Below are 14,532 nucleotides of genomic sequence, written 5' to 3' on the forward strand. Positions count from 1 at the left end.
AATATCCCCTGGATTGGTGCGCGAGTGCAGAGCCAATACCGGAGAATTGGTCCATGAACAGGGCCAATCCCGATGACCTCGTCCATCTGCTGGGCCGGTGGGCCTCCGGGCGCGGGCCGCTCTACCTGCTGCTCGCCGCCCGGCTGCGGGCGCTGATCGACGACGGCGTGCTGCCGCCCGGCGAACGGCTGCCGCCCGACCGGGTGCTGGCCGACCGGCTCGCGGTCGGCCGCGGCACGGTGGTCGCCGCCTACGAGCTGCTCCAGCAGGAGGGCCGGGTGACGCGCCGCCAGGGCAGCGGCACCCGCGTCGCGCCGGGCGACCCGCCGGCCACCAGGACCGCCGACGGCGTGGCGGCCAACCCGCTGATGCTGAACCTCCTGCACGACTCCGACGGCGTGCGGCTGCTGACCTGCGCGGCGCCGGACGACCCGCCGCCGGCGCTGTTCGAGGCGTACCAGGAGGCGGGGGCGCGGGTGGCCGGCCGGCGCGATCTGGGCTACCACCCGGCGGGCGACCCCGCGCTCCGGGAGGCGCTGGCGGGCTACTACGCCGCGCGCGGCCTGCCCACCACGGCCGACCAGATCATGGTGACGACGGGCGCGCAGCAGGCGCTCACGCTGCTGGCCGGCCTGCTGGTGGCGCCGGGCGACACCGTGCTGACCGAGGCGCCGACGTACCCGGGGGCGCTGGAGGTGTTCCGGCACGCGGCGGCCGTCGTCAAGCCCGTCGACCTGGGCGACGCGGGCGGCGACCAGACGCTGCGCGCGATGCGCGAGCGGCCGGCGCTGGTCTACAGCGTGCCCACCGCGCGCAACCCCGACGGCGCGGTCATGGACGACCCGGGCCGCAGGCGGCTGGCCGCCCTGGCCGCCGCGCACGACGTGCCGCTGGTCGACGACGAGGTCTGCGCCGAACTGTGCTTCTCCGGCGGGACGCCGGCGCCGGTGGCGGCCTTCGGCGGGGGCGAGCGGGTGGTCACCGTCGGCTCGCTGAGCAAGCTGGTGTGGGGCGGGCTGCGGGTGGGCTGGATCCGCGCGGCCGCCCCGCTGGTCTCGCGGCTGGCCAGGCTGCGGGCCGTGCACGATCTCGGCGGCGAGGTCTTCAGCCAGCTCGCCGCCGTCGCGCTGCTGCGCCGCCTCAGCGAGGTGCGCGAGTCCCGCGTACGCGCCCTGCGCCGGCGGCACGACCACCTGTGCGCCGAGCTGCGGGCGCGCCTGCCGTCCTGGACGTTCGAGCCGGCCCAGGGCGGCCAGACCGTCTGGGTGCGCCTGCCGCGCGGCGACGCCGGCTCCTTCGCCCAGGTGGCGCTCCGGCACGGCGTCGCGGTGCCGCCGGGCGGCTCCTTCGACCCGCTGGGCGGCCACGCCGGCCACCTGCGCCTGCACTTCCTGTTCCCCGAGGAGGAGCTGTCGCGGGCGGTGTGCGACCTCGCGGCGGCCTGGGCGGCCTACGACGGCGCCGGGAAACCCGTCTCCCGGCACGCCCTCGTCGTCTGACAGGGTGGGGGCCATGGAAACGACCTTCGTGCTGGTGCACAGCCCTTCCGTCGGGCCCTCGACGTGGGCTCCGGTGGCCGAGTCGCTGGCGCGGCGCGGCCGGGCGGCCGTCGTCCCCGACCTGACCGGCGTGTCCGCCGGCGGGGCGCCGTACTGGCCGCGCGTGGTCGCGGCGGTGCGCGCGGCCGTGCACTCCGACGGGCCGCTCGTGCTGGTGGCGCACAGCAACGCCGGGTTCTTCGTGCCGGTGATCAAGGAGGGGCTGGGCGACCGGGTGGTGGCGTGCGTGTTCGCCGACGCGCACGTGCCGCCGTCCCAGGGGCTGGTCAGGACGGCTGAGGAGGGCTTCCTGCCGTTCCTGCGCGGCCTGGCGGGCCCCGACGGCGTGCTGCCGCGCTGGACCGACTGGTGGGACGAGGAGGACATCGTGGCCATGCTCCCCGACCCCGCCCAGCGGCTGCTGGTCACCGGCGAGCAGCCGCGGCTGCCCCTCGACTACTACACGCAGCCCGTCCCGGTGCCCGCGGGCTGGGACGCGGTCAGGTGCTCGTGCCTGTGGTTCGGGCCGCCGTACGAGGAGGTGGCCCGCGACGCGGCCGGGCGCGGCTGGCCGGTGACCCGGCTGCCCGGCCTCCACCTGCACCAGGTGATCGACCCCGAGGGGGTCACGGACGCGCTGCTGAAGCTGTCCAGGAAGTCGTGAATTCTTCACTGTCGGCCCCCTGACCCGTCCGGCCATAGTCGGACACATGATCGAGGTGACCGAGCTCAGGAAGAACCACGGGACATTCGCGGCGGTCAGGGGCGTCTCGTTCCGGGTGGGCGAGGGCGAGATCTTCGCCCTGCTCGGCCGGAACGGCGCGGGCAAGACCACCACGGTCGAGGTGCTGGCCGGCTTCCAGCGCCCGGACGGCGGCGCCGTCCGGGTCGCCGGCCTCGACCCCTGGTCCGACCGCGCGGCCGTACGGCAGCGCGTCGGCATCATGCTCCAGGAGGCCGGCTTCTTCCCCGACCTGACGGTCGCCCGGACGGTCAAGGTCTGGCGCGACTTCACCCCCGCGCCGCGCCCGGCCGGGGAGGCGCTCGACCTGGCCGGCCTGACGGACAAGGCCGGGACCAGGGTCCGCCAGCTCTCCGGCGGCGAGAAACGCCGGCTCGACCTGGCGCTCGCCCTGCTCGGCCGCCCTGACGTGCTGTTCCTCGACGAGCCCACGACCGGCATGGACCCCGAGGCCCGCGCGAACACCTGGGAGGTCGTCTCCGGCCTGGCCGCGCGCGGCACCACGATCCTGCTCACCACCCACTACCTGGAGGAGGCCCAGCGGCTGGCCTCGTCCATGGCGATCATGGACAGGGGCGAGATCGTCGCGGCCGGCGGGATGGCCGAGACGCTGGCCGCGCGGGGCGGACGGGTGACCTTCCGGCTGCCCGCCGGGGTCGCCGCGGACGACCTGCCGCTGCCGGTCACGGTGGACGGCGGCATCGCCGTCTGCCGGGCCGAGGACCCCGACCTGGCCGCGCAGACGCTGCTGACCTGGGCGGCCGGCCGCGGGCTGCGGCTGACCGGCCTGGAGGTCCGCGCGGCCACCCTCGAAGACCTCTTCCTCGACCTGCCCAGGAGCGCCCGATGAGCCTGACCGCCACCTACCGTCTCGGCACCCGCCTGTTCTGGCGCGACCGGGCCATGCTGGCCGCCTCGGTGATCACCCCGGTCGGGCTGACCGTCGGCATGCCGGCGCTGATGCGGCACGTCACCGGCGGCGGCGTGCCGTTCGCGACGGCGGTGTTCCACAGCTCGCTGGCGATCGTGCTGGCGCTCACCGCGTTCATGAACATCGCGGTCGCGCTGACCAACCGGCGCGACCAGCTCGTGCTCAAGCGGCTGCGGGCCGGGCTGCTGACCGACGCGCAGATCCTGGCCGGCCAGGTGGCCAGCACGGCCACGCAGACCTTCCTGGTGATCGTGCTGTGCGCGGTGGCCGTGCGGTTCGCCGCCGGGGTGCCGCTGCCGGACGACCCGCTGCTGTTCGCCGCTATGACCGCTGCGGGCTCGGCCGTCATGGCGCTGCTGGGGGCGGCCTACACGGCGGCGATCCCGCGGAGCGAGCTGGCCGGGGCGTTCGCCATGCCGGTGTTCCTGGTCGCCGCCGTGTCGGCGGGCGCGATGGGGCCGATCCCGCTGCCCTCGTGGCTGAGCCCGGTGCTGGACCTGCTGCCCACCTCGGCCGTGGTGCACGCGGTGAAGACCGGGGAGGCGCTCGTGCCGGCGCTGGTCCTGGCCGGTTGGGCGGTGGTGGGCGGGGTGGCGATCCGGCTGTGGTTCCGCTGGGAACCGCGCCGGTCCTGAGTCGGACATAATCGCTGCTGTGGTGGTCTCGTCCTCGGCGCAGAGGCTCGCGCGCGTGCTCATCACCGGCGTCTCGGTCGTCTATTCGCTCATCGGGCTGCTCTACTTCATGGGCGGCCCGGCGATCGGGCTGCTCGCGGCGGCCGTGACGGTCGCCGTCGTCTCCACCCACTACGTCAACATGCGGGCCGCCCTGCGCGGCGGGCGGCCGCCGCTGTTCCCGGCCACGCTGGTGCTCCAGGCCGTCGTCACCTACGCGGGCGACTACCTGCTGCCGAGCGGGTGGTCGTCGATCGCCGCCCCGCTGCTGGCCGGGACCCTGCTGGTGTTCCTGGGGCTGCGCTGGGCCGTGCCGCTGGTCGTCCTCATGATGTCGTACGAGGGCGCCATCATGTGGATCGGCCCCCACTACGCCGTGGTCACCCTGTTCTACGTGATCGCCGTCCCCATCACCGGCTCGATGATCTACGTCCTGGTCCGGCTCGTCCGCGTCGCCGCCGAGCTGGAGGAGGCCAGGGCCGAGCTGGCCGACGCCGCCGTGCTCAAGGAACGCCTGCGCATCTCCCGCGACCTGCACGACGGCCTGGGCCGCAGCCTCACCGCCATCGCGCTCAAGGGCGACCTGGCCGCCCGCCTGATGGACCGCGACCCCGCCTCCGCCCGCGGCGAGGTGGGCGAGCTGGTACGCGTCGCCCGCGAGGCCGCGCAGGACGTCCGGCACGTGGCCCGCGGCTATCGCGCGATGTCGCTGAGCGGCGAGACCGACCGCGCGGCCGCCCTGCTGGAGTCGTCGGGGGTGAGCTGCCAGGCGCACCTGGCCGCCGTGACGCTGCCCCGGCGGGCCGAGGAGGCGCTGGCTTGGGGGGTGCGCGAGGCGGTCACCAACGTCCTGCGCCACAGCAGGGCCACCACCTGCACGATCACCACGTCGCTGCGCGACGGCCGGGTCCGCCTGGAGGTCGCCAACGACGGCGCGGCCGGCACGCCGGCGCGCGAGCCCGGCGGTGGCCTGACCGGGCTCGCCGAACGGGCCTCCCAGGCGGGCGGCACGAGCGCCGCCGCCCCCACGGACGGCGGCGGCTTCCTGCTGACCATGGAGGTTCCGGCGTGATCCGGGTGCTGCTGGCCGAGGACATGCACATGATCCGCGCCGCGCTCACCGCCCTGCTCCGGCTGGAGCCGGACATCGAGGTGGTGGCGGAGGTCGTCCGCGGCGACGAGATCGTGCCGGCAGCCCTCGACGTCCGGCCCGACGTGGCGGTCGTGGACATCGACCTGCCGGTGACCGACGGCATCACCGCCGCCGCCGAGCTGCGCGAACGGCTGCCGTCCTGCCGGATCCTGGTGCTCACGGCCATGGGGCAGCCCGGCCACCTGCGCCGGGCGCTGGCCGCGGGCATCGAGGCGTTCCTGGTCAAGGACGCGCCGGGCGACCGCCTGGCCGAGGCCATCAGGCGCACCGCGGCCGGCCTGCGCGTACTGGAGAGCGAGCTGGTCTCCTCGGCCATGGAGTACGGCGAGAGCCCGCTCACCCCCCGCGAGACCACCGTGCTCCGGCAGGCCGCCAGGGGCGCGACCGCCGAGGAGATCGCCGCCGGCCTGCACCTGTCGCCGGGCACGGTGCGCAACTACCTCACGGCCGCGATCACCAAGACGGGCGCCCGCAACAAGATCGACGCCGTCCGCGTCGCCGAGGACGCGGGCTGGCTCTAGACGTCGGTGACGCGCAGCCCGGCGTGGGCCTTGTAGCGGCGGTTGATCGAGATGAGGTTGGCGGTCAGCGCCTCGACCTGGTGGGCGTTGCGCAGCCGGCCGCCGTAGACGCCGCGCACCCCCGGGATCAGCTCGGCCAGCGCCTGCACGGTGTCGGTGGCCTCGCGGTCGTCGCCGAGCACCAGCACGTCGAGGTCGACCTTCTCCACGGCCGGGTCCATCAGCAGCACGGCCGACACGTGGTGGAAGGCCGCCACGACCCGGCTGTCGGGAAGCACCGCGGCGGCCTGCTGGGCGGCGCTGCCCTCTTCCACCGGCAGCGCGTAGGCGCCCTGCTTGTCGAAGCCGAGCGGGTTGACGCAGTCGACCACGATCTTCCCGGCCAGCTCGGCGCGCAACGACTCCAGCAGCGCCTTGTGCCCCTCGTACGGCACCGCCACGATCACGACGTCGGCCTCGGCCGCGACGTCGGCGTTGGCCCCGCCCCGCGCGCCCGAGCCGATCGAGGCGGCCGCCTCCTGGGCCCGCTCGGCGCTGCGCGAGCCGATCAGCACCGTGTGCCCGGCCAGCGCGAACCGCCGCGCCAACCCCTTCCCCTGGTCCCCGGTGCCGCCGAGGATCGCGACGGAGAGCCCGTTCACATCTGTCATGACTCCGATCATGCCAGCCCCGGCCGCGCGGGCCGCAGTCCGGGGGCGGCCACCCGGCCGCGAACGGGCCACCTGCGCCGCGCTCCTCGTGCACCATGGAGGCATGGACTCAGGTTCGGTGGCATTCCTGCGCGAGCTCCTGGCCACGACGGGCTGGCTCGAACGCACCCGCGAGCTGGGCCTGGCCCTGCGGACCACCCGCTCGCCCGGCGGCCTGCTGCTCGTCGGCCCCCCCGACGACGAGCCCTGGCACGTCACGGCCCACCTCAGCGACGAGGCCAAATTCTCCGGCCTGCCGCAGCTCGCCCCCACCCTGATCCGCTGGTCGCCGCCCGCCGACGCCCCCGCCCACCTGCGCGTCGGCCTCGACCGCCTGCGGCAGGCGGGCCGCGGCGAGACCCTGTTCGTGCTGTCGGAGCAGGCCGCGCCCGTCCCGCTGCTGGAACGCGTCGACGACGCCCGCCGTACGGGGGCGACCATCCTGGCGATCGAGGGCGCCGACTCCGAGCTGAGCGGGCTGGCCCACGACGCCATCGCCGTCCCGCCGACCGGGCTGATCACCTTCGACGGCGCCCAGCACCTGGTCAGCGCGGCGGCCGGCGAGGTCGAGCGGCGGGCGGGGCTGCGCGAGCGGCTGGCCCGCCTGCTGGAGAAGGTCAGCGGCCCCCGCCTGTCGGAGTAGGCCACGGCCGCAGGGTCGGGGCTGGGCCGCGCGACGGGGGCCGAGTGCGGCTCGCGGGTCAGGGATGGGCGGCGAGGCGGGGGCCGAGGGCGGTCCGCAGGTTCTCGGTGGCCTCCTCGATGGCGCCGATCACCACCGCCTGCACCGGGTCCGGCTCGCCCGACCGCGTCCTGCTCACCCGGGTGACCGCGTCCAGGCGGCGGGCCCCCACCTCCCGCACCTCGCTCACCCGCACCTCGCCCTCCGGCACGTCGAGCAGGGCGAGGGCGGGCACGATCGCCACCCCGTGCCCGGCGGCCACCAGCGCGAGCACCGGCGAGAAGTCGGTGACGACGTGCGTCCTGCGCGGCTCGACGCCGTGGATCCCGGCGAGCCGGTCGAGCGCCTGCCCGCACGCCTGGTCCGGCTCGGCGGCCACCCAGGGCAGGCGCATCAGGTCGGCCGTCGACTCCGGCTCGGGCCAGTCGGGCGGCAGCACGACCCGGAACTCGTCCACGTGCAGCGGCCGGACGTTCAGCGACGGCTGCGCCGGCACCGGCAGGCTCATGTCCTGCTCGGTGATGAGCAGGTCGACGGCGCCCAGCCGCAGCTCCTGGAGGGCGGGCTGGCCGTAGACCTCGTGGATGACCGGCGTGATGCGGGGGTGGCGCTCGGCCAGGGCGCGCATCGCCGGCACCAGCATGTGCTTGATGGCCGTGGGGAAGGCGGCGATGCGCACCGGCCCGGCCAGGCGCTCGGTGAACCTGGTCAGCTCCTTCCTGGCTTCGCTCAGCTCCTCCTCGACCCGCTCGGCGTAGCCGGCGAGCACGCGTCCCGCCGGGGTGAGCGAGACGCGGCGCTGCGAGCGGTCGATGAGCGCCAGCCCGACCTCGCGTTCGAGCTGGGCGAGCTGCTGGGAGACCGCGGAGGGGGTGAGGAACAGCGCCTCGGCCGCGCGCATCACGCCGCCGCGGCGGGCGACCTCGTGCAGGACACGCAGGCGTCGAGGATCAATATCCATGCAGGTCAGCTTACGTCTACCTTTAGCTTTCTTTATTTGTGCTTTAAGGCCAAAAATCCAGAGAATATCGGCCATGGATCTCCTCCTCGACGCCGTCGGCTGGGCCGGAGCCGCCCTGCTGCTGGCCGGGTACGCCCTGGTCTCGTCCGCGCGGCTGTCCGGCGACGGCGCGACGTACCAGGTCGTCAACCTGCTCGGCGCGCTCGGGCTCATGGTCAACAGCGCCTACAACGCCGCCTGGCCCTCGACCGGGCTGAACCTCGTCTGGGCCGCCATCGGCACGGTGGCCCTCGTCAGACTCGTCCGGGTGGGAGCCGCCAGATGATCGTCGAACTCAGCCACCGCATCACCGAGGGCATGACCACCTACCCCGGCGTCCCCGGGCCGACGCTGGGCACCCACCTGAGCAGGGAGGACTCGCGCGAGGTCTACGCCCCTGGCACCGAGTTCGAGATCGGCGTGATCACGCTGGCCGCCAACACCGGCACCTACCTGGACACCCCGCACCACCGTTACGCCGGGGGCCAGGACCTGGCGCAGGTGCCGCTGAGCAGGCTGGCCGACCTGCCCGGCCTGGTCGTACCGGCCTCGGGGGACGGCCGTGAGGTGGTGCTCGACACCGCGCTCGACGTACGCGGCCGGGCCGTGCTGATCCACACCGGCTTCGACCGCCACTTCGGCACCGGCGCCTACTTCCGCGACCACCCGTACCTGGCGCCCGCGTCGGCGGCGTGGCTGGCCGAGCAGGGCGCGGCGCTGGTCGGCATCGACTCGCTCAACATCGACGACACCCCGCCGCACGGCGAACGCCCCGCCCACACGATCCTGCTGAAGGCGGGGATCCCGATCGTCGAGCACCTGACGGGGTTGTCGGCGCTGCCCGCGGAGGGGTTCAGGTTCCATGCCGCGCCCCCGATGATCGCGGGCATGGGCACCTTCCCCGTACGGGCCTACGCCGTGGTGCCGTAGGCGGGGGTCACTCGTCCTCCTGCTCGGCCTCGTCCCACGCCTTGTTGCGGTCGGCGGCGCGCTGCAACGCGCCCGCCGCCTCCTCCTCCGAGGCGTAGGGACCCATCCGGTCCTTGTTGGGGCAGCCCTGGTCGGGCTCGACCCGCATGTGCTTGAGACAGAACCACCACTGGCCTTCGCTCACATGGTCAATTCTGCCCCGTAGACTCGTGTTTCATGACGACACTGCTCCAGCCCGGGCGAGTCTCGCCCGTCCGGAAGGTTCCCGCCCACATCGAGCGGCCGGAGTACGTCGGCAAGAAGCGCCCCACGACCGGCGAGTCCGACGTGAAGACCCCCGAGATCATCGAGCGCATGCGCGTGGCGGGCCGCATCGCCGCGCAGGCGCTCGAGGAGGTCGGCCGGCACATCGCCCCGGGCGTCACCACCGACGAGCTCGACCGCATCGGCCACGAGTTCCTGATCGACCACGGCGCCTACCCCAGCACGCTGGGCTACAAGGGTTATCCCAAGTCGCTGTGCACCTCGATCAACGAGGTCATCTGCCACGGCATCCCCGACGACACCGTGCTGCGCGACGGCGACATCGTCAACATCGACATCACCGCCTACATCGGCGGCGTCCACGGCGACACCGACGCCACCTACCTGGTGGGCGAGGTCGACGAGGAGTCGCGCCTGCTGGTCGAGCGCACCCGCGAGGCGATGATGCGGGCCATCAGGGCGGTCGCCCCCGGCCGCCAGCTCAACGTGGTCGGCCGCGTCATCGAGGCCTACGCCAAGCGCTTCGGCTACGGCGTCGTGCGCGACTTCACCGGCCACGGCATCGGCACGAGCTTCCACTCCGGCCTCATGGTCCCCCACTACGACGACCCGTCGCTGCGGGTGGAGCTGGTGCCGGGCATGACGTTCACCATCGAGCCGATGCTCACGCTGGGCACGATCGACTACGACATCTGGCCCGACAAGTGGACCGCGGTGACCAAGGACCGCAAGCGCACGGCCCAGTTCGAGCACACCATCGTGGTCACCGAGTCGGGCAGCGAGATCCTGACCCTCCCCTGACCGGCCCTGGCCGTCAGCGCCGCCTGGGGATCGCCCCGCTCACCGTCGTGCCCTCGCCGGGCACGCCGTTGACCGACAGGGTGCCGCCGAGCTCGGCGAACGCGGCCCGCATCCGGGCGATCCCGCGCCCCGCGCCGCCCTCGGCGAAGCCCTGGCCGTCGTCGCTGACCGTCAGGCGCAGGCCGCTCGGGCCCGTGGTCACCGCCACCGCGACCGTACGGGCCCGGCTGTGGCGCTCGACGTTGGACAGCGCCTCGCGCATCGTCTCCATGACGCCGCCCGACACCCGTGAGGGCACGTCCGTGCCGGGCAGCGCCCAGGTCTCGACGGCGATCCCCGTCCGCTCCGACCATTGCGTCAGGAGGCCTTCGAGCGCCTCGGCCAGGCTCTGCCCCCCGCGCATGCGTGTCTCTTCCGCCAATGGTCTCGCCTTCCTCGGCACCCCGGGCCCGCGCCGGTCCCCACTCCGGCGCCCCGCACGCGTCGCGCAATCCCCCCTCAAGGTCTGCGCGCGCTAGCTGATGAGGTTATGCCCTTCTCCCCTGTGAGACAGGCTACCCGGCGGTCCTGAGACCTGTGGGCGGAGGATAGGGTGCCATGGCCGAACCGCTACTCGCCCTTGTCAGCGCGGTTGAGACGGGCGAGATAGTCGTTGTAGGAGTCGAGTTCGGTGTCGCGGGCGCCGCCCCGGTCGGCCTTGCGGTCGCCGCGCCGGGCCTGCCGCTCGTCGTCGCGGTACCACTGGGCCGCGATGGCCAGCAGCACGAGCAGCGTCGGGATCTCGCCGAAGCCCCACGCGATGGCGCCGCCGTCCTGCTGGGTCTGCAGGAGGTTGTCGCCCCACGTACGGCCGAGCGGCTCGTACCAGCCGGCGGCGATCACCGAGCCGGTCATCATCAGCGCGATGCCGAAGAAGGCGTGGAAGGGCATGGTGACGAAGAGCATCAGCAGCCTGCCGACGTACGGCAGCCGGCTCGGGCCCGGGTCGACGCCGATGATCACCCAGAAGAACAGCGAGCCGCTGAGCAGGAAGTGCAGGGTCATCCAGATGTGCCCCAGGTGCTCCTGCATGGCCGACTCGAACAGCGGCGTGAAGTAGAGGGCGTACGTGGAGCCGACGAAGACGGCCGTCGCCACGACCGGATGGGACATGACCTTGACCACCCGGCTGTGCAGGATCGTGGTGATCCACTCCCGGGGGCCCCTGTCGCCCCGCCGGGCCGCCGGCTTGAGCGCCCGCAGCGCCAGCGTGACGGGGCCGCCCAGGACCAGGAAGATCGGTACGATCATGGACAGCGTCATGTGCTCGATCATGTGCACGTCGAACAGGACCTTGGCGTAGCGGGCCAGGCCGCTCTGGGTGGCGAACACCAGCAGCGCGATGCCGATGAACCAGGCGGCGGTGCGCCCCCACGGCCAGGAGTCGCCGCGCCGCATCAGCCGGTAGACGCCGGCGCCGTAGAGGCCGGCGAGCACGGCGGCCACCGCGGCGAAGAACAGGTCGAACCACCACAGCGAGAACACGTTCGCGATCGTGATCTCCGGCGGGACGGGGAAGCCGAGCAGCTCGAAGGCCCGGTCGGCGGGCACGCTGAACTCGGGGGGCGGCGTGCGCGACAGCGCGACGGCCAGCCCGACGGTGGCCAGCATGAGCAGCGTCTCGCCGCCGGCCAGCCGGGTGAACGCCCTGGGCCGCCCCGCCTCCAGGTCGACGAGCGTGCGCTGCCGGTGCCAGTAGCCGACGTAGCCGAGCAGCACGAAGGCGACGATCTTGGCCAGGGCCAGCAGGCCGTACTGGGTGGTCCACAGGTCGGACAGCGCGCCGAGCCGGGCGACCAGGCTGAACACGCCGGACAGGCCGACCGCGACGAAGCACCACAGCGCCAGCGCGGAGAACCGGGCGGCGGCCACGGCGAGCTGCGGCTGCCCGCGCATCGCGTGCGCGGCCAGCACGACCAGGCCGCCCACCCACAGGGCGAGCGCGAGCAGGTGCAGCGAGACGGCCGAGGTGGCCAGGTCGTGGTTGGGCGAGGAGGAGGTGTGGCCGGTCAGCGGCGGCGGCAACATCGTCACCAGCGCGAAGACCAGCAGGCCGGCCGCGGACCCGGCGGTGATCGCGCCGCGCGAGAACAGCGCGATGGCCACCCCGAACAGCACCACCAGCGTGAGCGCCACGCCCTGCGTGGTCTGGGTGGCGGTGCTGGTCAGGTATTCCCGGTTGAGGATCTGCGGGACCGTACGGCCCCAGGAGTCGGCCGTGGTGAACACGATGGCCAGGAACGCCGAGGCGGCCCAGCCGAGCGCCGTCCAGGACGAGGCCCTGACGTAGAGCAGGCCGGACTTGCCGAGCAGGCCCTTGTCGTTGGGCAGCAGCAGGGCGGCCGTGAGCAGCAGGCCGACGGTGAGCACGCCGGTGACGTCCATCAGCAGCTTGGACACCGGCAGGCCCCACCTGACCACCGCGCCGGCGTCGGGCAGCCCGGGGATGATCCTGGGGAACGCCCTGCCGCCGGCGATCATGCCGATCACCAGGGCGGCGACCGCGGCCACCGCACCCGCGAGCGCGAGCCGCGCCGTTCTGCTCATGGCTTCTTCTTCCGCGCGCTGAACAGGAACCCGATGCCGATGCCGACCAGCGCGCCGATCACGATGACCAGCCAGGTCGGGAAGCCGCCCTTCGGCGTGGCCGCCGCCTGGTCGGCCGCGGGGGCGACCGGAGCGGCGGAGGAAGGAGCGGGGGCGGCGGTGGAGGGCGCGGCCGACGCCGCGTCGGCGGCCGGCGCGCTCGGCGAGGCCGCCGGGGCCGCCTTGACCGTGAAGGGGATCTCGCCCTCGATGGGATGGCCGTCGGAGGAGACGACCCGGTAGGCGAGGGTGTACGTGCCGCCCGGCAGCGGCCCCTTGACCGCCTGCCGCACCACCGCGCCGTCGACCTCGGGCTTGCCCTCCTGGAAGACGGCCTCCCCCGCGCCCCGGACGATGACGAACGGCATGCGCACCTTGGCGGTGAACTCCAGCCTGACCTCGTCGAGGGCCTCGACCTCGGCGCCCTTGGCCGGGTCGCTGCTCTTGAGTGAGTCGTGGGCCAGCGCCGGGGTGGCGGTGCCGAGCACGAACAGGGCGGCGAGAATCGCGGTGAGTGCCGCGAGCGGGGAACTCTTCATGGCACCACCAAGGCTACCGACGCCACCGCCCGGTCCTGACCTCGCTACAGCCCCGCGCAGGCGAGGGCCCGCTGGTAGGCGTCCACGGCGCCGTCGGAGTCGCCCAGCTGCTCCATGGTCTCGGCGGTGGCGTACCAGGTGGCCGCCGATCGGCGGGAGTCGGGCAGCGGCGCCAGCCAGTCGCGCACCGGGAGCACGTGGGCGCGGGCCTCCTCCATCCGCCCGACTCCGCCGTAGACCCGGCTCAGCAGCAGGTCGGCCTCCGCGCCCAGCGCCGAGCCCGAATACGGCAGCAGTTCCTGACCCGCCTTGGCCTGCTTGACGGCCTCGTCCAGGTTTCCGGTCATGGCCTCGGCGACGCCCAGCTCGATGCGCACGCGGGCCCGCTCGATGGGGCTGGTGGAGGTCTGCTCGTGCTCGACGACGCCCTGGCGCAGCATGTCGCGGGCGGCGGCGGCCTCGTGCGGCCGGGCCTTCAGCCGCCTCTGGGCGAGCGCGAGCCGCATGATCGCGATGCTGCGGGGCTGACCGTGCTCCAGTTGCACGGCCATGGCCCGCTCGGCGAAGGCCAGCGCCTCCTCGGTGTGGCCGGTGATGGCCGCCGTGTTGGAGGCCATCCAGTTGGCCGCCACCAGCGAGCGCGGGGTGCCGAGGGCGTCGGCCGCGTTGAGCAGCTCGGCCGCGAACTGCCGGGCGCGCAGCAGGTCGCCGCGCTCCATGTACGCCGCCAGCAGGCTGCCGCCGAGCTCCACGAGCAGATCGTTCCAGGCGGGCCGCGCCGAGGCGTTGAGTATGCGCTCGGCGACCTCGACGGCCTCGGTGAGCCGCTCGCTCTCCCGGTAGCTGCGGCACAGGTTGATGGCGATCTCGATCCGGCGCTCGGCCGACAGCTCCTCCTCCCGGAGGCGCAGCAGGATGGCGATGGCGCCGTCGAGGTCGCCGCCCGCCTGGGTGGCGAGCGCGAGCCCGAATTCGGTGTCTTGACGAAGGGCCGTCAACCCTGTCAGGTTGTTGTTCGCCAGCAACTCGGTGAAACGTGTACGCGCTTCGGCGACCTCACCGTTCTCCAGCGCCAGACGCGCGTAGCCGAGTGCCAGCTCGATGTCCTCCATCTGCTCGGCGGTCACGCCGTTGATCAGGTAGGACAGCGAACAGTCGAGTTTCTGTGCCAGCAACTCCAGGACGGCGGGGGTAGGGGTACGCTTGCCACTCTCGATCAAGGAGACGTAGCTGTCCGACAACTCGGGGTGTGCCAGCTGTGCCTGTGACAGGCCGCGCTGTCGCCGAACGGTCTTAATACGGAGGCCGACCAGGTCAGATGTGGTCACAGTCGTTGCTCCCTGAGATGATGAAGTCCGAGCAACCCCACATAGGCGAGGGAGAACCCCCATGCGCATGCGTATTGCCCTGTCTGCGCTAGCCACCGTGCTCATCGCAGCGGTG

17 protein-coding genes are annotated in these 14,532 nt (G+C 73.4%); 10 read left to right on the top strand and 7 right to left on the bottom strand.

Annotation, left to right across the window (positions count from 1 at the left end):
- Window positions 1-53 precede the first annotated feature (53 nt).
- Genes AB0J71_RS01380 through AB0J71_RS01405 form a run of 6 tightly spaced genes read left to right on the top strand, consistent with a single transcriptional unit; the run spans window position 54 to window position 5,559 of the window.
- Window positions 54-1,499 (top strand): PLP-dependent aminotransferase family protein, encoded by a 1,446-nt coding sequence (locus AB0J71_RS01380; RefSeq protein ID WP_352327860.1) that lies wholly within the window; start codon window positions 54-56, stop codon window positions 1,497-1,499.
- Between the two features lie 13 nt (window positions 1,500-1,512).
- A complete protein-coding gene (locus tag AB0J71_RS01385; protein WP_352327859.1) occupies window positions 1,513-2,202 on the top strand; it encodes an alpha/beta hydrolase in 690 nt (229 codons plus the stop codon).
- Between the two features lie 46 nt (window positions 2,203-2,248).
- On the top strand, window positions 2,249-3,130 hold the full coding sequence (locus tag AB0J71_RS01390; protein ID WP_364411898.1) for an ABC transporter ATP-binding protein: 882 nt from the start codon (window positions 2,249-2,251) through the stop codon (window positions 3,128-3,130).
- Entirely contained in the window at window positions 3,127-3,846 is a 720-nt protein-coding gene (locus AB0J71_RS01395; RefSeq protein ID WP_352323857.1) for an ABC transporter permease, read from the top strand. The genes AB0J71_RS01390 and AB0J71_RS01395 overlap by 4 nt, the downstream gene beginning before the upstream one ends.
- 19 nt (window positions 3,847-3,865) lie before the next feature.
- The gene (locus AB0J71_RS01400) at window positions 3,866-4,957 is read left to right on the top strand and encodes a sensor histidine kinase (protein WP_364411901.1); all 1,092 of its coding nucleotides are present in this window, start codon (window positions 3,866-3,868) and stop codon (window positions 4,955-4,957) included.
- Window positions 4,954-5,559, top strand: a complete 606-nt coding sequence (locus tag AB0J71_RS01405; RefSeq protein WP_364411904.1) for a response regulator transcription factor — start codon at window positions 4,954-4,956, stop codon at window positions 5,557-5,559. Before AB0J71_RS01400 ends, AB0J71_RS01405 begins: the two co-directional genes overlap by 4 nt.
- On the opposite strand, the gene npdG is transcribed toward AB0J71_RS01405, so the two are convergent.
- Window positions 5,556-6,209 (bottom strand): NADPH-dependent F420 reductase, encoded by a 654-nt coding sequence (gene npdG, locus AB0J71_RS01410; RefSeq protein WP_352323861.1) that lies wholly within the window; start codon window positions 6,207-6,209, stop codon window positions 5,556-5,558. The two genes, AB0J71_RS01405 and npdG, sit on opposite strands and share 4 nt — an antisense overlap.
- 103 nt (window positions 6,210-6,312) lie before the next feature.
- Between npdG and AB0J71_RS01415 the strand changes: the two genes are divergently transcribed.
- On the top strand, window positions 6,313-6,891 hold the full coding sequence (locus AB0J71_RS01415) for a hypothetical protein (RefSeq protein WP_352323862.1): 579 nt from the start codon (window positions 6,313-6,315) through the stop codon (window positions 6,889-6,891).
- 58 nt (window positions 6,892-6,949) lie between these two features.
- Here AB0J71_RS01415 and AB0J71_RS01420 read toward each other — a convergent pair whose 3' ends face one another.
- On the bottom strand, window positions 6,950-7,891 hold the full coding sequence (locus AB0J71_RS01420; protein WP_352323863.1) for a LysR family transcriptional regulator: 942 nt from the start codon (window positions 7,889-7,891) through the stop codon (window positions 6,950-6,952).
- 73 nt (window positions 7,892-7,964) lie between these two features.
- On the opposite strand from AB0J71_RS01420, the gene AB0J71_RS01425 reads away from it, so the two are divergent.
- The gene (locus AB0J71_RS01425) at window positions 7,965-8,216 is read left to right on the top strand and encodes a hypothetical protein (RefSeq protein ID WP_352323864.1); all 252 of its coding nucleotides are present in this window, start codon (window positions 7,965-7,967) and stop codon (window positions 8,214-8,216) included.
- Window positions 8,213-8,860, top strand: coding sequence for a cyclase family protein (locus AB0J71_RS01430; RefSeq protein ID WP_352323865.1), 648 nt, complete (start codon window positions 8,213-8,215; stop codon window positions 8,858-8,860). The genes AB0J71_RS01425 and AB0J71_RS01430 overlap by 4 nt, the downstream gene beginning before the upstream one ends.
- Before the next feature lie 7 nt (window positions 8,861-8,867).
- Here the strand turns inward: AB0J71_RS01430 and AB0J71_RS01435 are convergent, their stop codons facing one another.
- Window positions 8,868-9,044 carry a hypothetical protein gene (locus AB0J71_RS01435; protein ID WP_352323881.1) on the bottom strand — a complete coding sequence of 59 codons (177 nt, stop codon included), beginning with the start codon at window positions 9,042-9,044 and terminating at the stop codon, window positions 8,868-8,870.
- 32 nt (window positions 9,045-9,076) lie between these two features.
- Between AB0J71_RS01435 and map the strand changes: the two genes are divergently transcribed.
- Complete coding sequence (gene map, locus AB0J71_RS01440) at window positions 9,077-9,925, top strand: type I methionyl aminopeptidase (protein WP_352323866.1); 849 nt, start codon at window positions 9,077-9,079, stop codon at window positions 9,923-9,925.
- Window positions 9,926-9,938: 13 nt separating this feature from the next.
- Here map and AB0J71_RS01445 read toward each other — a convergent pair whose 3' ends face one another.
- The 4 genes from AB0J71_RS01445 to AB0J71_RS01460 all read right to left on the bottom strand — a co-directional run bounded on the left by AB0J71_RS01445 (window position 9,939) and on the right by AB0J71_RS01460 (window position 14,417).
- Window positions 9,939-10,328, bottom strand: a complete 390-nt coding sequence (locus AB0J71_RS01445) for an ATP-binding protein (RefSeq protein ID WP_352323867.1) — start codon at window positions 10,326-10,328, stop codon at window positions 9,939-9,941.
- 206 nt (window positions 10,329-10,534) lie between these two features.
- On the bottom strand, window positions 10,535-12,511 hold the full coding sequence (locus tag AB0J71_RS01450) for a cytochrome c oxidase assembly protein (protein WP_364411907.1): 1,977 nt from the start codon (window positions 12,509-12,511) through the stop codon (window positions 10,535-10,537).
- A complete protein-coding gene (locus tag AB0J71_RS01455) occupies window positions 12,508-13,089 on the bottom strand; it encodes a copper resistance CopC family protein (protein WP_364411910.1) in 582 nt (193 codons plus the stop codon). The genes AB0J71_RS01450 and AB0J71_RS01455 overlap by 4 nt, the downstream gene beginning before the upstream one ends.
- Window positions 13,090-13,133: 44 nt before the next feature.
- Window positions 13,134-14,417 (bottom strand): helix-turn-helix domain-containing protein, encoded by a 1,284-nt coding sequence (locus AB0J71_RS01460; RefSeq protein ID WP_352323870.1) that lies wholly within the window; start codon window positions 14,415-14,417, stop codon window positions 13,134-13,136.
- Window positions 14,418-14,532 lie beyond the last annotated feature (115 nt).

It is taken from the genome of Nonomuraea sp. NPDC049637 (assembly GCF_040675235.1).
In the GTDB taxonomy this organism is placed as follows: Bacteria; Actinomycetota; Actinomycetes; order Streptosporangiales; family Streptosporangiaceae; genus Nonomuraea.